We start from the raw sequence: 18,100 nt of genomic DNA on the forward strand, positions 1-18,100 counted from the left end.
ACCTGCGTAACTCTTTGTTTACCAAGGAGTTTTCCGTTTCGACTGCGCCGGAAGTGGGGCGAATTATAGACTTCCAGAATCTGCCGTCAACCCCTGACTTAGCTTTTCTATCAGGAAGCGTAAAAACCCTGCTTATATATAGACGCGACCGCAACGAATGCGCAGTATATTGCCCAACACATAAAACAACACTTTTGCTTCCTGCCTTGGACGATGCCTTGCAATGAATGACCAACCCCGCAGCCTTGCCTCGACCCTCTTTTCGGTGGGCCTGCTATTAATAGCCATGGCATCGATCCAGTCCGGCGCCTCCCTGGCCAAAAGCATGTTCCCCGTTGTCGGCGCTCAAGGCACCACCACCCTGCGACTGATCTTTGCCAGCGTGATCATGCTGCTGATACTGCGCCCCTGGCGCGCGAAGCTCACCGCGAAATCCCTTCGCACCGTCATCATCTACGGGATGGCGCTGGGTGGCATGAACTTCCTCTTCTATATGTCCTTGCGCACGGTCCCGCTCGGAATCGCCGTGGCCCTGGAGTTCACCGGGCCACTGGCTGTCGCCATCTACGCCTCACGTCGCGCCATCGACTTTCTCTGGATCGCACTCGCCGCCGTCGGCTTGCTGCTACTGATACCTACAGGAGCGACATCTGCAGGAATCGATCTGGTGGGCGCAGGTTATGCACTCGGGGCCGGTGCCTGCTGGGCGCTGTACATTCTGTTTGGCCAAAAGGCCGGCGCCGACAACGGTGTAACCACCGCAGCCCTGGGCGTCATAATTGCCGCACTCTTTGTCGCGCCTATCGGCATCGTCCACGCGGGTGCCGCTTTGCTGACACCCTCGCTGATCCCTGTTGCCATCGGCGTTGCCCTTCTTTCTACCGCCCTGCCCTACACCCTGGAAATGGTCGCACTGACCCGGATGCCGGCACGCACCTTCGGCACATTGATGAGCATCGAACCCGCAATCGGCGCGCTATCGGGCTTGTTGTTCCTCCACGAGTACCTTTCCTTGTCACAGTGGATGGCCATCCTGTGCATCATTCTGGCTTCCGTCGGCGCAACCATGACCATGGGGAGTACCGCCAAGCCTGCGGTCGCGGCAGATTGATACCGGATTTGACGAAGCTCTGGTATTTGCCGCCCAATTAGGCCATGTTTAGGCCCGCAACCCAGTGCCACACATGGACTTTTTCAGATAGGGACATCGGAGCGCGTCAAGCGAAAGCAAAAGCGAACGCAGCCAGACCCGGGCGCCAGATCCGGGCCGTTATAAGGACAGTAATGAAACGAATTTTGATACTGATCGCCGTACTTGCAGTTGCGGGCTGCGCGGCGACCTCGAAAACCCAGGTCAAACACGGCAAGAAAGGGCTGCATATCAACTGTTCCGGGCTCTCGTCCTCCTGGGACAAGTGCTACACCAGCGCCGCCAACTCGTGTGCGCCCAAAGGTTACAAGGTCATCGCCAAATCGGGGGACAGCGTGGAAGAACCGGGTGACTATCCGTTCGGCCTCAACCCCGCCGGTTATACCAGCCGCAGCATGATCGTCATTTGCAAGTAGCTGGAAGCCGCCCGGCAATCTGGCGGCCAATCTCGTCTTGACTGGACTGCAGCACGGTTCGCTGGATATCCGTAGTGGCCAACATTCGCGCCACCACCAGTGCACCGATGCATTGCGACAGAATCGCCCAGGCCAGGCTGTCGCTCTCCAGAATCCGCGCCCAACTCTCCTGAAGCCGACAAATCCAGATTTCTGCCTGCTGGCGTACCACCAGCTCTGAACGAGCAATCTCCGCCCCCAACGCCGGCAACGCACACCCGGCCTCTGGCTGCTCGACATGAGCCATGCTCAAGTAATGCTTGAGACAGCGCTCGAGCCTGGCAAAATCCTGCTCACCACGCCCGCCTAATCGGTCGAGGCTTTGGCACAGCTCTCGCTCGACGATGGCCGCGAACAGTTCATCCTTCGACGAGAAGTGACTGTAGAACGCCCCGCCACTCAAGCCGATCGCCTTCATCAAACCGTCGACACCGACCGTGGCGAAACCCGACTTCTTGGCCGACACGGAACTGCTTTCCAGCAATTTTTCTTTGGTTTCCAGCTTGTGATTGGGCGAATAACGCATTGCCTTGTCCTCGGGATTGATCGCCTTGACGCTGGGCGGATCGTAGCATAACGTTCGTTCAGTTAACGATCGTTTACCAAAGGGATCTACCCATGAATAACAAGAAGGTCGTACTGGTTGTCGGCGCAGGAGATGCTACCGGCGGCGCCATTGCCAAGCGTTTCGCCCAGGAAGGCTTCATCGCCTGCGTCACCCGTCGCAGCGCCGACAAACTCCAGCCATTGGTGGACGCCATCAGGGCCAGCGGCGGCGAAGCCCATGGTTTCGCCTGCGATGCGCGAAAGGAAGAGGATGTGATTGCGCTGGTGGAGCAGATCGAAACCCAGATCGGTCCCATCGAAGCGTTCGTCTTCAATATCGGCGCCAATGTGCCGTGCAGCATCCTCGAAGAAACCGCCCGCAAATATTTCAAGATCTGGGAAATGGCCTGCTTTTCTGGCTTCCTGAATGCTCGCGAAGTGGCCAAGCGCATGGCGACGCGCCAACGGGGCACGATCCTGTTTACCGGCGCTACCGCAGGCCTGCGCGGCGCGGCGGGGTTTGCCGCATTCGCCGGCGCCAAGCACGGCATTCGCGCCCTCGCCCAAAGCATGGCCCGGGAGCTGGGCCCTATGAACATCCATGTTGCCCACGTCGTGGTCGACGGCGCCATCGACACCGACTTCATCCGCGAAAGCTTTCCGGAAAAATACGCGACCAAGGATCAGGATGGCATTCTCAACCCCGAGCACATTGCCGAAAATTACTGGTACCTGCACAGTCAGCCGAGGGACGCCTGGACCTTCGAGCTCGATCTGCGCCCCTGGAACGAACGCTGGTAAGCCCTCCCCAATAACAATAAGCAGAGTGCATCAACCATGAGCAAAACCGTGGAGTTTTACTTCGACCTCGGCAGCCCGGCCACCTACCTGGCGTACACCCAACTGCCTAAGATCTGCGCGCAGACCGGCAGTCAACTGACCTATATTCCGATGCTGCTGGGCGGCGTGTTCAAAGCCACCGGCAATGCCTCACCGGCGATGATCCCGGCCAAGGGTCGCTACATGTTTCAGGACCTGGACCGTTACGCCAAACGTTACGACGTACCGCTGAAGTACAATCCGCATTTCCCGATTAATACGCTGATGCTCATGCGTGCCGTCACCGGCGTGCAATTGCGTCATCCGCAACGTTTCAAAGCGTTTATCGATTGTCTGTTCAAGGCGTTGTGGGTTGAAGGCCGCAGCCTCGATGACCCGGCGACCGTCGCGGCCGTATTGAAGGAAAACGATTTCGACCCGAACGAAGTGCTGGCCCTGACCGCCGATGAGGAAGTCAAAGCCACCCTCAAGGACAACACGGAGAAAGCCGTGCAACGCGGCGTGTTCGGTGCGCCGAGCATGTTTATCGATAATCAGCTGTTCTTCGGCCAGGACCGACTGGACTTCGTTCTCGAAGCCCTGAGCTGAATGGCATGAGCCAGGCGCTCGAGCGAGCGCCTGAACTCAAGTCGATCAGATAGCCGCGGTCCGCGTGTTCAACCACTCAAGCGCCGCACCATCGAGCAACGGGCTCAAGCGCTCGCGCACCTCAGCGTGATAGGCGTTGAACCACTGTTTCTCGTCCTCAGTCAGCAACGACGGTTCCAGGCAGCGAGTGTCGATCGGGCACAGGGTCAGGGTTTCGAATTTCAGGAATTCGCCGAACTCGCTCTTGCCTGCCTCACGGTTCAACACCAGGTTTTCGATCCGCACTCCCCAACGACCCGGACGATACGTCCCTGGCTCGATGGAGGTGATCATCCCCGGCTGCATCGCGGTTTGCGGTGCCGCGGCGGCTTGATAGGCAATCACTTGCGGGCCTTCGTGAACGTTCAGGAAGTAGCCGACGCCATGCCCGGTGCCGTGACCGTAATCCACGCTCTCCGCCCAGATCGGCGCGCGCGCGATGGCATCCAGCAACGGTGACAAGATACCCCGAGGGAATTGCGCACGGGACAAGGCAATCACGCCCTTGAGCACTCGCGTGCAATCGCGTTTCTGCTCGTCGGTTGGCGTGCCGACCGGCACCATGCGGGTGATGTCGGTGGTGCCGCCGAGGTACTGGCCGCCAGAGTCGATCAGCAACAGGCCGTCGCCCTCGATCACCGCGTGTTCTTCTTCGGTGGCGTGGTAGTGCGGCATCGCGCCATTGGCGTTGAACGCGGCAATGGTGTTGAAACTCAGCGACACATAATCCGGACGCCGGGTACGGGCGGCGGTCAGGTGTTCGTCGATGGTCAGTTCGGTGATGCGCTCTCGGCCCCAGGCCGATTCCAGCCAGGCGAAGAATTCGCACAGCGCCGCGCCGTCCTGCTCCATGGCCTGGCGGATGTGTTCAGCGTCATCCAGGCTTTTGCGGGACTTGGCCAACGTGGTCGGGTTCAGCCCTTCCAGCAGTTTGACGCCGCTGTCCAGGTTATCCAACAAACCGGCGGTGACGCGGGCCGGATCGACTTGCAAACTCGCGCCGCTCGGCACGCCGCGCAAGGCATCGGCCACTTCGCTGTAATCGCGCAGGGTCACGCCGTCCTGTTCGAGGATCGCGCGCAGTTCGGCGCTGACTTTGCTCAGAGCCACAAACAAAGTCGCTTGCTGCTGGCTGATCAAGGCAAAGGACACGAACACCGGGTTGAACGACACATCGCCGCCGCGCAGGTTGAACAGCCAGGCAATGTCGTCGAGGGTCGCGATGAAATGCCAGTCGGCACCGCGCTCTTGTAACACCTCGCGCAGCTTGGCGAGCTTCTCGCCACGGCTGACCGTCGCTTGCGGCGGCAAGTGTTGATAAATCGGTTCGTTCGGCAGGCTCGGGCGATCGCTCCAGACTTCGCTCAGCAGGTCGATGTCGGTCCGCAGACTCGCACCGCGTTCTTCGAGTTTGCCGCCCAGCGTGCGTGCCGAGGCCACGGCCATCACTGCACCATCGACGGCAACCACACCACCTTCCGGGGTTTGCTCGGCCAGCCAGTCCAGCGGACCGGGTTGACCCGGTTGCAGCTTGACCAGTTCGATGCCGCTGCCCTTGAGCTCCTTGCTCGCTTGTTCCCAGTAACGGCTGTCGGCCCAGACACCGGCGAAATCCGGCGTAACAATCAGGGTGCCCACCGAACCGTGGAAACCCGACAGCCATTGCCGACCTTGCCAGTAACCCGGCAGGTATTCCGACAAGTGCGGGTCGGCCGACGGCACCAGCAGGGCGTGAATGCCCTCGCGGTTCATCAGCTCACGGGTTTGCGCCAGGCGCTGGGGTACCAATCCATTGGTCAAAGGCTGCGTACTCATCATGTCTCCTGCTAACCACTTCATCATTATTGTTGAGTGCCGATCTGAGTCGGCGCTTTAACGACTTACTGCCAGAACGCCGGAGCGCTGGCATTGGCCGCTTTAATCAGTTCGATCGCTTGGTCGATATCTTGCTCGGTGGTGAATCGCCCGAGGCTCAAGCGGATGGTGCGACTAGCCGAGCGGGCATCGTGCCCCAGGGCCAGCAGCACATGGGATGGCGCGTTACTTGCGGAATTGCAGGCCGAGGTCGCGGAAAACGCGATCGAATGGCCCAGCGTCGCCGCGTTGAATTCACCTTCGCCGAAGGTCAGGCTCAAGGTGTGGGGAATACGTTGGGTCGTGCTGCCGTTGAGGCGCACGCCGGGGAGGCTCAGCAGTTGTTCGAGCAAGCGCTCGCGCAGATGCACGATGGTGGCTTTCTCGTCATCGAACAAGCTCGCCGCCAGCGCAAACGCTTCGCCCATGGCGACGATCTGGTGTGTGGCCAGGGTGCCGGAACGCAAGCCGCCCTCGTGACCGCCGCCGTGGATCTGCGCCTGCAAGCGCTGTTGCGCCCGTGGGCCGACGTACAGCGCGCCGATGCCTTTTGGACCGTAGATCTTGTGCGCCGAGAACGACATCAGGTCCACCGGCCATTCGGCCAGATCGATCACGACTTTACCCGCGCCCTGGGCCGCATCAACGTGAAACAACGCGTCACGATTGCGCACCACCTGGCCGATGGCCGGGATGTCGTTGACCGTACCCAATTCGTTATTCACCAGCATCAGCGACACCAGGAAAGTGTCGTCGCGCATGGCTTCGCTGACCGCTTGCGGGGTGATCAGGCCTTCGGCGTCAGGCACCAGATAGGTCACCGCCACACCGGCGTCCTGCAATTGTTTCGCGGTGTCGAGAATTGCCTTGTGTTCAATCTGGCTGGTGATGATGTGGCCGCCGGACACGCCTCGGGCCTGGGCGACGCCCTTGAGCGCCAGGTTATTCGATTCGGTGGCGCCGGAGGTCCAGACGATCTGATCGGCCTGGGCGCCTACCAATTCGGCCACTTGCTGGCGCGCCTGCTCTACCGATTGCCGGGCCTGCTGGCCAAACGCATGGGAGCTGGACGCCGGGTTGCCGAAATTGCCGTTGAAACCCAGACACTCGACCATGACCTTGATGACCCGCTCATCCACCGGCGTGGTGGCGGCGTAGTCGAAATACAACGGACGTTTATTCATAAAAAGACTCGCAGAGCGTGTTCCGGGATCAGGAGGCTCGTCACTGGACAGTTCAAAGCGCCACCTTGTGGGCGACGCCGAATTATCCGCACCCCAGCAATACCTGATCGGAGGCCGTTAAAGAAGAACAACTTCATTTAAAAGTGCGTAGGAACGCTCCTGAAGTCGAGCTTAACAGGCATCGGCCAACCGGTTGAAGCAATGCGTCAGCTAAAGCTTTCGATCAACAACGGATACAGCGAAGCCACCAGCAGCAGGGCCATGCCCCAATTGAAGATCCGCAACCAGCGGCGATCCTTCAACACATTGCGCAACAACGTGCCGCAACCCGCCCACACGCCGACGCTCGGCAGGTTGATCAAGGCAAACACTGCGGCAATCACGAGCACATTGGTGAAGTAGCCCTGCATCGGCGTGTAGGTGCTGATGGCACCGATGGCCATGATCCAGGCCTTGGGATTGACCCACTGGAATGCCGCGGCGCTGAGGTAACTGATCGGTTGGCTTTCGCCCTGTTCGCTCTCGGACACCGGCCCGGAGTGAGCGATTTTCCACGCCAGGTACAGCAAATACGCCGCGCCGACGTAGCGCAAGATGGTGTAGAGCAACGGATAGGTTTGAAACACCGCGCCCAGGCCAAAACCCACCGCAACCACCAATACGAAAAAGCCGCAGGTAATGCCGAGCATATGGGGGATCGTGCGGTTAAAGCCGAAGTTCACGCCCGATGCCAGCAACATGGTGTTGTTCGGGCCGGGAGTGATCGAGGTCACGAGGGCAAACAGGGCGAAGCCCAGCAGCAAATCGAGCGAGAGCATGGGTGGCAGTCCGTCAGGGTCAGTCAGGTATTGACCCTATCGCACGCCTTGCGGGAAACCCACGGACAGTTGGGTAAAAGTTCGAGCAGTACAGTCGCGATTCAGCTTGGACGACCGTGCAGGTGTACGGCCCGTTCCGCGTTCATTTCGCCCTGGCTATCGAAGCCAAAGGACTTCTGCGGTTGGCCGAGCAATGCGGCTTTTTTCGCGTGGTATTCCTCGAAGGACAACCCCTGGCGATTCAACGCTTCCAGCGCCAATTCCTTGGTTTCTTCGGCGGTGTAGGGACGCAATTCCGGCGAAACATGGCTGGCACATCCGGCGAGGACGGAGACGGCGAGCAGCAAGGAAACAGTGAGAAAGCGGTTCATGGGGAGCGTCCTGACAAAGTTGTGTTTGGCGATGGGTGAAGGCTACGCCCGGCCTGCGTTCGGCAGAAATCAACGCTCTCGATAGTGGGTATCAGGGACCACGGGACCGGAGCACTACATATTCAATAAAGATCTATAAATATCTTTTAATGATCTTTTACGGAATAACAACAAGCCTTTATAACAACGGCATCGCTTCACCTGCTGTTGCCCACGCAACTGTTGGCCTGGCAACAGTCATTCAACAAATGGCCCTGCCAGTCACACAGTTCGCGTCGAGCGCAACGCTGAAAGCCCCGGAATACGGGGCTTCGAAGGATTGGTACAGGTCTTGCTCAAGCCCAGTGACTATTCACTGCTCCCTGAGCAACTGTTTAAAAAGGAACTGATCATGTCGCGTCCATTGAAAGTCGTTGCCCTCTCCGGCGGTACCTGGCGTCCGTCCCGCACGCTGGTGCTGACCCAGGCTCTGCTGGCCGAACTTGGCGAACAATTGCCGATCGAGAGCAAGTTGATCGAACTGGGCGACATCGCCCGACCACTGGGCGCCGCCCTCGCCCGTCAGGAACTGAGTGCCGAGATCGAAGCCGAGCTGCAAGCCATCGAAAGCGCCGACCTGCTGATCGTCGCCGCGCCGGTTTATCGCGGTTCCTACCCTGGCCTGCTCAAGCACCTGTTCGACCTGATCGACCTGAATGCGCTGATCAACACCCCGGTGTTGCTGGCGGCCACCGGTGGCAGCGAACGCCATGCCCTGGTGCTCGATCATCAACTGCGGCCACTGTTCAGCTTCTTCCAGGCCCTGACCCTGCCGATTGGCGTGTACGCCACCGAGGCCGATTTCTCGAATTATCAAATAACCAGTGAGCCCTTGAAGGCCCGCATTCGTCTTGCTGCAGAACGCGCCGCGCCACTGTTTGGCGTGCACCCCAAAAATCTGCTGAAAATCGCTTAAGGATCTCTTCATGGATGTTTTCTGGTTTCTGCCCACCCATGGCGACGGCCATTACCTGGGCACCACCCAGGGCGCCCGCCCGGTGACGCTCAACTATTTGAAACAAGTGGCGCAAGCTGCCGACAGCCTTGGCTACTACGGCGTACTGATCCCCACCGGGCGTTCCTGCGAAGACTCGTGGGTGATCGCTTCGGCGCTGGTGCCGTTGACCGAACGCCTGAAATATCTGGTGGCGATTCGTCCGGGGATCATCTCGCCGACGGTTTCGGCACGCATGGCTGCAACGCTGGATCGCTTGTCCAACGGCCGCTTGCTGATCAACGTGGTGACCGGTGGTGACCCGGATGAAAACCGTGGCGACGGAATCTTCCTCGATCACAGCGAGCGCTACGAAGTCACCGACGAATTCCTGCACATCTGGCGTCGGGTGCTGCAAGGCGAATCCGTCGACTTCGAAGGCAAACACCTGCAGGTACAAAATGCCAAGGCGTTGTATCCGCCGGTGCAGAAACCCTATCCGCCGCTGTACTTCGGCGGTTCTTCGGAAGCGGCCCATGAACTCGCCGCCGAGCAAGTGGACGTGTACCTGACCTGGGGCGAGCCACCGGCCGCCGTGGCGGAAAAACTCGCCGATGTGCGTGAGCGTGCCGCGCGCAACGGGCGCACGGTGAAGTTCGGCATTCGCCTGCATGTGATCGTGCGCGAAACCGCCGAAGAGGCGTGGAAAGCCGCGGACAAACTGATCGAGCACATCAGCGATGAAACCATCGCGGCGGCGCAGAAGTCGTTCTCGCGTTTTGACTCCGAAGGCCAGCGGCGCATGGCGGCGCTGCATGACGGGCGGCGCGACAACCTGGAAATCGCTCCCAACCTGTGGGCCGGCGTCGGCCTGGTGCGCGGCGGGGCCGGGACGGCGCTGGTGGGCGATCCACAACAAGTGGCGGCGCGGATCAAGGAATACGCGGACCTGGGGATCGAGAGCTTTATCTTCTCCGGTTATCCGCACCTTGAAGAAGCCTATCGCTTCGCCGAACTGGTGTTCCCGCTGTTGCCGGAGCCGTATGCCAGCCTCGCGGGACGTGGCGTGACCAACCTCACCGGGCCGTTTGGCGAAATGATTGCCAATGATGTGCTGCCGGCAAAAGCTTCCGCCTGACCCTGATATCCCTGTGGGAGCGGGCTTGCTCGCGAAAGCGGTGGGTCAGTCAACAATGATGGCGACTGACACACCGTCTTCGCGAGCAAGCCCGCTCCCACAGGGGATCTGCGTCGATTTCAATAAGGAACCCCCGCGTGACGGCCAAACCACAAAGCGCCCTGCTCTCTCCCTTGCACACCGCCCGCCAACTGGCGGCTGAGTTTGCCCTGACCGCCGTCGAGCGCGACGAACGCGGCGGTACGCCGAAGGCCGAGCGTGACGCCCTGCGCAACAGCGGCTTGCTCGCGCTGAGCATTCCCACCCAGTACGGCGGCCTCGGCGCGAGCTGGAGTGAAACCCTGAACATCGTGCGCGAGTTCGCCAAGGTCGACAGTTCGATTGCCCACGTCTTCGGTTTCCATCACCTGATGCTCGCCACCGTGCGCCTGTTCGCCAAACCCGAACAGTGGCAGCCATGGTTCGAACAAACCGCGCGCAAAAACTGGTTCTGGGGCAACGCCCTCAACCCGCTGGACACCCGCACCGTGGTGAAAAACCTCGGCGGCTGGCGCGAGTTTTCCGGCAAGAAAAGCTTCTGCTCCGGCGCCAGCGATTCACAGATGCTGATCGCCTCGGCGGTCGACGAAAGCGCTGGCGGCAAGCTGTTGATCGCCGCGATCCCCAGCGGTCGCAGCGGCATCACCCTGCACAACGACTGGAACAACATGGGCCAGCGCCAGACCGACAGCGGCAGTGCCACCTTCGAACGGGTGCGGGTCGAAGAGTCGGAATTGCTGCTCGATCCCGGACCGTTGAGTACCCCGTTCGCCTGCCTGCGGCCCTTGATCGCGCAGTTGACCTTCACGCATATGTTCCTCGGCATCGCCGAAGGTGCCTTCGAAGAAGCGCGGCAATACACCCTCACCGAAACCCGGCCCTGGCATAAATCCAGCACCCAGGATGTGCGCGAAGATCCGTATGTGCTCGCCCATTACGGCGAGTTCTGGGTCGCCCTCGAAGGTGTTCGGTTGCTGGTGGAGCGCGCCGCCGACCTGCTCGACAAGGCCTGGGCCAAGGGCCCGAATCTCAGCGCCGAAGAGCGCGGGCATCTCGCCACGGCGATTGCCACGGCCAAGGTCGCCGCGACCCGCAATGGCCTGGAACTCTGTAGCCGACTGTTCGAAGTGACCGGCGCCCGTTCGACCCACGCCTCGCTGCGACTGGACCGACACTGGCGCAACCTGCGTACGCAAACCCTGCACGACCCGGTGGATTACAAACTCCATGAACTGGGTGATTGGGCGTTGAACCAGTCCCTGCCGATTCCGACTTTCTATTCCTAACCCTCTCTTCATGGAGCCTGCCATGCAACTGCTGACCCTACCGCCCTCGCCCGCCCTGGCTACGTCGATCCGCGCCACCGCGCAGGTGTTCGAAGACCCGAAATCCCAGGCCTTGCTCGCGCATTTGCAACAGGTCGCACCGAGTGAAGCCAGCGTGCTGATCATCGGTGAAACCGGCACCGGCAAGGAGTTGGTGGCGCGGCATATCCACAACCTCAGCGCCCGACGCAACCGACCGTTCGTGGCGGTAAACTGCGGCGCGTTTTCCGAATCCCTGGTGGAAGCCGAGCTGTTCGGCCACGAAAAAGGCGCGTTCACCGGCGCGTTGAGCGCCAAGGCCGGGTGGTTCGAAGAGGCGGATGGCGGCACCTTGTTCCTCGATGAAATCGGTGATTTGCCGATGGCGATCCAGGTCAAGTTGCTGCGGGTGTTGCAGGAGCGTGAAGTGGTGCGCCTGGGCTCGCGCAAGAGCATCCCCATCGACGTGCGGGTGCTGGCGGCAACCAACGTGCAACTGGAGAAAGCCATCAACGCCGGGCATTTCCGCGAGGATTTGTACTACCGCCTCGACGTGGTCAGCCTGGAACTGAGCCCATTGCGCGACCGTCCCGGCGACATCCTGCCGCTGACCCGCCACTTCGTCGAAGCCTACAGCCAGCGCCTCGGCTACGGCACCGTCACCATCAGCAAAGAAGCCGAGCTGAAACTGCGCAGCTACAGTTGGCCGGGCAATATCCGCGAACTGGAAAACGTGATTCACCACACCCTGCTGATCTGCCGCAACGGCGTGATCGAACGGGATGACTTGCGCCTGTCGAACATGCGCATCGAACGCCAGGACGATCACCACGGCACCGTCGACGATTCACCGGAAGCCCTGCTCGACCGCGCGTTTCAAAAGCTCTTCGAGGAACAGGCCGGGGCGCTGCACGAAAAAGTCGAAGACGCGTTGTTGCGCGCGGCGTATCGCTTCAGTCATTACAACCAGGTGCACACCGCCGCGCTGCTCGGCTTGAGCCGCAACGTGACCCGCACGCGGTTGATCAAGATCGGCGAACTGGCGGTGAACAAGCGCCGACCCACGGAGAATGTGCAGGGCGAACGCTTGATGCAGTTGTCGATCTAGTTCACTAGATTGCAGTGCAGCGCATCATCGTGACTGCGCTCCAGGCTGTGCAGCACCTGGAATGAACCGAAGGTCACGGTTTTCGCCTGATGGGCGCGGATCAGTTGCCAGAAATCCTGCTCGCCGCTTTCAAAGCGCTGGAACGCGGCTTCCCCGGCCTCGCGGGACTGCCATTGCAGGTAATTGAGCACCCGCCGGCCATCGTCGCTGGCCTGGATGCTCGCGCTCAGGAAACCACTGAAATCCTGGGCCAGGCGCTCGGTCTGGGCGGACAGCGCCGAGACCAGCGCGGGTTGTTGATGAGGCTCGATCTCGAATTCGATCAATTGGGTGAAACTGCGGTTTTTCTCTGACGTTTGCATGAATAGTCCCCACTCACCTTAAAACCGGATCTTGCGATCCGAAGGCCTGCAGGGTAAAACCTCAAGTTAACTAGAGGTCAAGAGGCTTTTTTCAGATGGTCACCTCGGAAAACCTGCACAAGGAACTCACCGTCGGCCAGGTGGCCGCCCGCAGCGGCGTGGCCGTCACCGCCCTGCACTTCTATGAAACCAAGGGTTTGATCAAAAGCCATCGCAACCAGGGCAACCAACGGCGTTATCCCCGGGAAGTGTTGCGGCGGGTGGCGTTGATCAAGGTGGCGCAACGGCTGGGGATTCCGTTGGCGGAGATTGCCGAGGCGTTGAAGGCGTTGCCGGACAACCGCGCGCCGACGGCGGCGGACTGGCAGGTGTTGTCGGCGCAGTGGAGCCGGGACCTGGATCAGCGGATTCACCAACTGACCTTGTTGCGGGACCGGCTCAATGGCTGCATCGGCTGTGGGTGTTTGTCGATGGAGGCGTGTCCGTTGCGCAACTTTGGCGATGTGCTGGGGGAGCGTGGGACGGGGGCGCGGCTGTTGGAATCGGAGTCTGACCCGGAATAGCGGTGCGGCCTTCGCGAGCAAGCCCGCTCCCACAGGGGATTTGTGAGCGCCACAGATCCAGTGTGGGAGCGGGCTTGCTCGCGAAGGCGTCCTGGTGGTCAACCGTTCATTAAAACCCTGGTGCTATCTGCCCTTTGTAGCGGGTCAATATGAACTGCCGAACCTCATCGGAATTCAACGCCTTGGCCAGTTTCTGGATGCGCGGGTCGTTGATGTTGTCCGGGCGCGCGACCAGGAACTCGATGTACAGGCTCTTGCCCTTCTCGACGATCAACGCGCTGTTGGTGTCGATCCCCGCTTCCAACGCGTAGTTGGCAAACACGAATGCCAAATCCACCTGGCTCACCGAACGCGCGAGCAACGCCCCTTCCAGTTCACGAATCTTCAGGTGTTTCGGGTTGTCGATGATGTCCCGTTGCGTGGCCAGGGTGTTGCTCGGGTCCTTGAGTTTGATCAGCCCCGCTTCGTGCAGCAGCACCAGCGCACGGCCGGTGTTCACCGGGTCATTGGGGATCGACACAGTGGCGCCATCCTTCAACTCGCTGATGTTCTTGATCTTGGTCGAGTAAGCGCCAAACGGTTCGATGTGCACGCCGACCACCGGCACCAGATCGGTGTGGCGGGTCTTGTTGAAATCATCGAGGAACGGGCGGTACTGGTAATAGTTGGCGTCGAGGTTTTTCAGCGCCAGTTGCTGGTTGGGCTGGATAAAGTCGGTGAAGACCTTGATGTCCAGGTCCACGCCTTCCTTGGCCAGGGTCGGTTTGACGAATTCGAGGATCTCCGCGTGCGGCACCGGGGTGGCGCCGACGATGAGTTTTTCGTTGGCGTGAACGCTGAACGACAGGACGGCAGCCAGAATGGCCAGGGTCTTTTTCATGCTGTGCTCCAAGGCAGATTGAGTGGCCGTCGTGGGGTGGACGTGGGGCCTGATTGTTTTGTCGAAACGAATAATTAGCGTCGGCTGTAACGCGCCACCAGGCGGTCGCCGGTCATTTGCAGGGCTTGCACCAGGATCAGCAGCAACACCACGGTGACCACCATCACATCGGTCTGGAACCGTTGATAGCCGTAGCGGATCGCCAGATCGCCGAGCCCGCCGCCACCGATCACCCCGGCCATCGCGGTGTAATCCACCAGCACAATCGCGGTGACCGTCACCGCCGCCAGTAACCCGCCCCGGGCTTCCGGCAACAAGGTGTGGCGAATGATTTGCCAAGTGGTGCCGCCCATGGCCTGGGTCGCTTCCACCACCCTGCGATCGACTTCGCGCAACGCGGTTTCCACCAGTCGCGCGAAGAACGGCGTGCAGCCCACCACCAGCGGCGGAATCGTCCCCGGCACGCCAAGCGAAGTGCCCACCAGCAGCGTGGTCAGGGGAATCAGCACGATCAGCAAAATGATGAACGGCAGCGAGCGCAGCATGTTCACGATCACCGACAACACCCGGTAAACCCCGACCGCTTCATGCAACTGGCGCTTGCCGGTGAGGAACAGCACCACCCCCAGCGGCAACCCGAGCAACACGGTAAAACCAAGGGCGGCACCGAGCATGGTCAGGGTGTCGAGACAGGCCTGGGCGATGTCGGCCCAATAGATGTTCTTTAACCACTCGGCCATGGTCAGGACCAGTCGTGGCGTGGCGGTTTGACGCCGTTGAGCAACCAGTTGCCGACCACGTGGTACTTCCACCGCACCGGATCGTGCAGGGTGTGGACCCGCGCGTTGCGCCAGTGGCGGTCGAAGTTGTGTTTCTTCAGGGTCGAGCGGGTGCCGCCGAGTTCGAAGAGTTTGTTGCTGGCCTCGATGGCGATTTCGGTGGTCAGCACTTTGGCTTTGGCGACCGCGAGTGAAGCGCGGGCGACGTTGTCTTCATCCGGCGCCGGACGTGCCGCATCCAGCGCGCGACCGGCGCGTTCGAGCAAGGCTTCGGCAGCTTCCAGGCGAATCTCCAGGCCTCCGACCTGAATGATGGTCAGCGGGTCTTCGCTGGCCTTTTCCACCCCCGCGTCGATCCATGGCCGGGCGAATTGCTGGACGAAGGCGATGGTGTCGCGCAGGGCCGCGCGGGCGATGCCGGCGTCGATGGCGGCGGTGGTCAATTGCGCGAACGGGCCGGCCAGGGTCGGGCTTTCATACGAACGATAGGTCGGGAACACATTGAACGGTGCGACGTGCAGGTCTTCGGCCAACACCGTGCCGCTGGAGGTGGTGCGCTGGCCGATGCTGTCCCAATCGTCGACGATCACCAGCCCTTTCGTGCCGCGCTCGACGAACGACAACTGGCCCTTCTCCTCTTCGTCCACGGCCAGCACCGCCAGCCAATGGGCGTAGAGCGAACCGGTGCAATAACCCTTGCGCCCGTTGATCACATGGCCGTCGCCGTAGCGGCGGATCGTCGCTTGAATGTCCTGCACGTTCTTGCCGCCGGTTTCCGACAACGCATTGGCGAAGCGATGCCCTTGCAGCGCGAGTTCGAAGAAGTGCGCTTGCTGCGCCGGCGTGCCTTGCAGGCGAATGTCTTCGAGCAGGCAATAGTGGTTTTGCGGGATCTGCCCGAGGGACGGATCCGCCGCCGAGATAATCGCAATCACCTGCGCCAGCACCGCGTAGGACACCTGCGCGCCACCGAATTCCTTCGGCACGCTGATGCCCCACAAACCGCTGTTGGAATACAGATCGACGATCTCCGCAGGCACCTGGCGAGTGCGGTCGCGCTCGGCGTCGTGCTCCAGCAAAACGGCGGCTACGCGTTCGGCGACCCGCAGGGCTTCGGCTTCGTCGGCGATCCGATGGGCGGCCGGCGGGTTGATCGGATAAACGGCAGATTCAGGCATACACGACTCTCGACAACAGGGTTTTGAGGGAGTCATTGCAGCTTCTGTGCCGAGTGTATGGGCCAATGTTTTCGGGGGTTCAGCGGACTTTTCAGTGATAAACCCGAGCAATCTGCTGCTTCACTGTTGATGGCTGAACAGTGGCGTTGCTGCTCGTCGGGCACTCGGTGACGCTAATGACCGTGACCTATAGTTATGCGACCGGAAATCGGCGAAGGAACACCTTCAATCCACAACAAAAAGGGAGAACCGTTATGAGCGTCAACCCCATTCCAGAGGGCTATCACAGCATCACCCCCTACCTCGGCATCCAGAAAGCCGCCGAAGCCATCGACTTCTACAAAAAAGCCTTTAACGCCATCGAAGTCATGCGCCTGAGCATGCCCGACGGCGGCATTGGCCACGCCGAACTGCGCATCGGCGACTGCCCGATCATGCTCGGCACGCCATGCGATCAGGGGCCGTTGAGCAACCCGGACACATCACCGTCCGTGGGGTTGCACCTGTACGTGACCGATGTCGACAAGTCCTACAAACAGGCAATCGCGGTCGGCGGCACGGTGGTGTCCGAGGTCAAGGATCAGTTTTACGGCGACCGCTCGGGGACCTTGAAGGATCCCTATGGGCATTTGTGGTTTCTGGCGACGCGCAAGGAAGATTTGACCCAGGAACAGATTGAGCAGCGGGCGAAGGAGATGTTCCAGCAGGGTTGAAGTTTTCAGCGCCTGATCGGGCCTCTTCGCGAGCAAGCCCGCTCCCACAGGGGATTGGATTGAACACACATTTTGTGTACACGGCCGATCCCCTGTGGGAGCGGGCTTGCTCGCGAAGGCGCCCTCCCAGACACCGCCGATCTGCTTCAACACACTTCATGAACAACCACCCCACGCTTTGCGCCTTGCCGTAACCGCTCAACAATTTCAGGATGCAGGCAACTACAACAAGGAGTCATTCCCCATGTTCGCCGGATTCCTGAAAGACCAGCGCCACGTCAACGGCGTGGACATTGCCTACCGCATCGGTGGCACCGGGCCGGGCCTGCTGTTGTTGCACGGTCATCCGCAGAGCCACGTCATCTGGCACAAGATCGCCGAGCAACTGGCCGAGCATTTCACCGTGGTCGCCGCCGACCTGCGCGGTTATGGCGACAGCGGCAAACCGCCGGCCAACGATCACCACACTAACTATTCCAAACGGGAAATGGCCAAGGACGGCGTCGAGCTGATGCGGTCCCTGGGCTTCGATAAGTTCTCGGTGCTGGCCCACGACCGTGGCGCTCGTGTCGCCCATCGCCTGGCGCTGGACCATCCCGACACCGTGCAACGCATGGTATTGCTGGACATCGCCCCGACCCTGTCGATGTACGCGCAAACCAACGAAGCGTTCGCCCGCGCTTACTGGCACTGGTTCTTCCTGATCCGCCCGGCGCCGTTGCCGGAAACCCTGATCGAAGCCGATCCCGAATCCTACCTGCGCAGCGTGATGGGTAGCCGCAGTGCCGGGCTCAAGCCGTTCACCGCCGAGGCGTTCGGCGAATATCTGCGTTGCCTGAAACTGCCCGGCACCGCGCGGGGGATCTGCGAGGACTACCGCGCCAGCGCCAGCATCGATCTGGACCACGACCGCGCGGATATCGACGCTGGCCGCGATTTGAACCTGCCACTGCTGGTGCTGTGGGGCGCTGAAGGCACCGTCGGCCGTTGCTTCGAGCCGCTCAAGGAATGGCAACTGGTGGCCACCGACGTGCGTGGCAAAGCGTTGCCCGCCGGCCATTACATCGCCGAAGAAGCCCCCGAACTGCTGCTCGCCGAGGTCCTGCCTTTCCTGCACTGACAGCCCTGCGTTGACACCCGCAACAGCCTGACCTGAATCCACCTCCCGTCGCGGGCCGTTACTGGCCCGCGCGGGATCGTCATGCCCAAAAACCGTCT

21 protein-coding genes are annotated in these 18,100 nt (G+C 60.8%); 12 read left to right on the forward strand and 9 right to left on the reverse strand.

Features of this window, described 5'->3' with window-relative positions; genetic code table 11:
- The 3 genes from ACIQY3_RS21395 to ACIQY3_RS21405 all read left to right on the forward strand — a co-directional run.
- On the forward strand, positions 1-227 hold a 227-nt coding region (locus tag ACIQY3_RS21395), incomplete at its 5' end, for a hypothetical protein (RefSeq protein ID WP_403023197.1).
- Entirely contained in the window at positions 224-1,111 is an 888-nt protein-coding gene (gene rhtA / locus ACIQY3_RS21400; protein ID WP_403023200.1) for a threonine/homoserine exporter RhtA, read from the forward strand. The genes ACIQY3_RS21395 and rhtA, both read left to right, overlap by 4 nt.
- A gap of 173 nt (positions 1,112-1,284) precedes the next feature.
- Complete coding sequence (locus tag ACIQY3_RS21405; protein ID WP_042560187.1) at positions 1,285-1,566, forward strand: hypothetical protein; 282 nt, start codon at positions 1,285-1,287, stop codon at positions 1,564-1,566.
- On the opposite strand, the gene ACIQY3_RS21410 is transcribed toward ACIQY3_RS21405, so the two are convergent.
- Complete coding sequence (locus tag ACIQY3_RS21410) at positions 1,553-2,131, reverse strand: TetR/AcrR family transcriptional regulator (RefSeq protein WP_403023203.1); 579 nt, start codon at positions 2,129-2,131, stop codon at positions 1,553-1,555. The two genes, ACIQY3_RS21405 and ACIQY3_RS21410, sit on opposite strands and share 14 nt — an antisense overlap.
- Positions 2,132-2,223: 92 nt before the next feature.
- Here ACIQY3_RS21410 and ACIQY3_RS21415 point away from each other — a divergent pair, with 92 nt between their 5' ends.
- Positions 2,224-2,952 (forward strand): SDR family oxidoreductase, encoded by a 729-nt coding sequence (locus ACIQY3_RS21415; protein ID WP_403023205.1) that lies wholly within the window; start codon positions 2,224-2,226, stop codon positions 2,950-2,952.
- 36 nt (positions 2,953-2,988) lie between these two features.
- Positions 2,989-3,579, forward strand: a complete 591-nt coding sequence (locus ACIQY3_RS21420; RefSeq protein ID WP_403023208.1) for a 2-hydroxychromene-2-carboxylate isomerase — start codon at positions 2,989-2,991, stop codon at positions 3,577-3,579.
- Between the two features lie 45 nt (positions 3,580-3,624).
- Here the strand turns inward: ACIQY3_RS21420 and ACIQY3_RS21425 are convergent, their stop codons facing one another.
- From ACIQY3_RS21425 to ACIQY3_RS21440, 4 genes are all read right to left on the reverse strand, one after another.
- Positions 3,625-5,433 (reverse strand): aminopeptidase P family protein, encoded by a 1,809-nt coding sequence (locus ACIQY3_RS21425; protein ID WP_403023211.1) that lies wholly within the window; start codon positions 5,431-5,433, stop codon positions 3,625-3,627.
- A 65-nt stretch (positions 5,434-5,498) separates the two neighbouring features.
- Positions 5,499-6,656, reverse strand: coding sequence for an aminotransferase class V-fold PLP-dependent enzyme (locus ACIQY3_RS21430; RefSeq protein ID WP_403023214.1), 1,158 nt, complete (start codon positions 6,654-6,656; stop codon positions 5,499-5,501).
- A 206-nt stretch (positions 6,657-6,862) separates the two neighbouring features.
- Entirely contained in the window at positions 6,863-7,474 is a 612-nt protein-coding gene (locus ACIQY3_RS21435) for a LysE family translocator (RefSeq protein ID WP_403023217.1), read from the reverse strand.
- Between the two features lie 101 nt (positions 7,475-7,575).
- Positions 7,576-7,845, reverse strand: a complete 270-nt coding sequence (locus ACIQY3_RS21440) for a hypothetical protein (protein ID WP_403023221.1) — start codon at positions 7,843-7,845, stop codon at positions 7,576-7,578.
- A gap of 391 nt (positions 7,846-8,236) precedes the next feature.
- On the opposite strand from ACIQY3_RS21440, the gene msuE reads away from it, so the two are divergent.
- From msuE to ACIQY3_RS21460, 4 genes are all read left to right on the forward strand, one after another.
- Positions 8,237-8,800: an FMN reductase gene (gene msuE / locus ACIQY3_RS21445; protein WP_123510419.1), complete on the forward strand. Its 564-nt coding sequence runs from the start codon at positions 8,237-8,239 to the stop codon at positions 8,798-8,800.
- A 10-nt stretch (positions 8,801-8,810) separates the two neighbouring features.
- The gene (ssuD, locus tag ACIQY3_RS21450) at positions 8,811-9,956 is read left to right on the forward strand and encodes an FMNH2-dependent alkanesulfonate monooxygenase (protein WP_054052194.1); all 1,146 of its coding nucleotides are present in this window, start codon (positions 8,811-8,813) and stop codon (positions 9,954-9,956) included.
- 137 nt (positions 9,957-10,093) lie between these two features.
- Positions 10,094-11,281: an acyl-CoA dehydrogenase family protein gene (locus ACIQY3_RS21455; protein ID WP_403023225.1), complete on the forward strand. Its 1,188-nt coding sequence runs from the start codon at positions 10,094-10,096 to the stop codon at positions 11,279-11,281.
- A 22-nt stretch (positions 11,282-11,303) separates the two neighbouring features.
- Complete coding sequence (locus ACIQY3_RS21460; protein WP_133840632.1) at positions 11,304-12,407, forward strand: sigma-54-dependent Fis family transcriptional regulator; 1,104 nt, start codon at positions 11,304-11,306, stop codon at positions 12,405-12,407.
- Here the strand turns inward: ACIQY3_RS21460 and ACIQY3_RS21465 are convergent.
- Positions 12,404-12,769: an antibiotic biosynthesis monooxygenase gene (locus ACIQY3_RS21465; RefSeq protein ID WP_403023230.1), complete on the reverse strand. Its 366-nt coding sequence runs from the start codon at positions 12,767-12,769 to the stop codon at positions 12,404-12,406. The genes ACIQY3_RS21460 and ACIQY3_RS21465 overlap by 4 nt on opposite strands.
- Positions 12,770-12,864: 95 nt before the next feature.
- Here ACIQY3_RS21465 and soxR point away from each other — a divergent pair, with 95 nt between their 5' ends.
- Positions 12,865-13,332, forward strand: coding sequence for a redox-sensitive transcriptional activator SoxR (gene soxR, locus ACIQY3_RS21470; protein ID WP_403023233.1), 468 nt, complete (start codon positions 12,865-12,867; stop codon positions 13,330-13,332).
- Positions 13,333-13,441: 109 nt separating this feature from the next.
- On the opposite strand, the gene ACIQY3_RS21475 is transcribed toward soxR, so the two are convergent.
- The 3 genes from ACIQY3_RS21475 to ACIQY3_RS21485 all read right to left on the reverse strand — a co-directional run bounded on the left by ACIQY3_RS21475 (position 13,442) and on the right by ACIQY3_RS21485 (position 16,169).
- Complete coding sequence (locus ACIQY3_RS21475) at positions 13,442-14,212, reverse strand: MetQ/NlpA family ABC transporter substrate-binding protein (RefSeq protein WP_403023236.1); 771 nt, start codon at positions 14,210-14,212, stop codon at positions 13,442-13,444.
- A gap of 74 nt (positions 14,213-14,286) precedes the next feature.
- Positions 14,287-14,952 (reverse strand): methionine ABC transporter permease, encoded by a 666-nt coding sequence (locus ACIQY3_RS21480; protein ID WP_403023239.1) that lies wholly within the window; start codon positions 14,950-14,952, stop codon positions 14,287-14,289.
- Between the two features lie 2 nt (positions 14,953-14,954).
- Entirely contained in the window at positions 14,955-16,169 is a 1,215-nt protein-coding gene (locus ACIQY3_RS21485) for an SfnB family sulfur acquisition oxidoreductase (protein WP_403023242.1), read from the reverse strand.
- Positions 16,170-16,423: 254 nt separating this feature from the next.
- Between ACIQY3_RS21485 and ACIQY3_RS21490 the strand changes: the two genes are divergently transcribed.
- On the forward strand, positions 16,424-16,882 hold the full coding sequence (locus tag ACIQY3_RS21490; RefSeq protein WP_403023245.1) for a VOC family protein: 459 nt from the start codon (positions 16,424-16,426) through the stop codon (positions 16,880-16,882).
- A gap of 244 nt (positions 16,883-17,126) precedes the next feature.
- Positions 17,127-18,002, forward strand: a complete 876-nt coding sequence (locus ACIQY3_RS21495) for an alpha/beta fold hydrolase (protein ID WP_403023248.1) — start codon at positions 17,127-17,129, stop codon at positions 18,000-18,002.
- Positions 18,003-18,100 lie beyond the last annotated feature (98 nt).

The sequence above is a fragment of the Pseudomonas sp. NPDC096950 genome (genome assembly GCF_044762525.1).
Taxonomy (GTDB): domain Bacteria; phylum Pseudomonadota; class Gammaproteobacteria; order Pseudomonadales; family Pseudomonadaceae; genus Aquipseudomonas.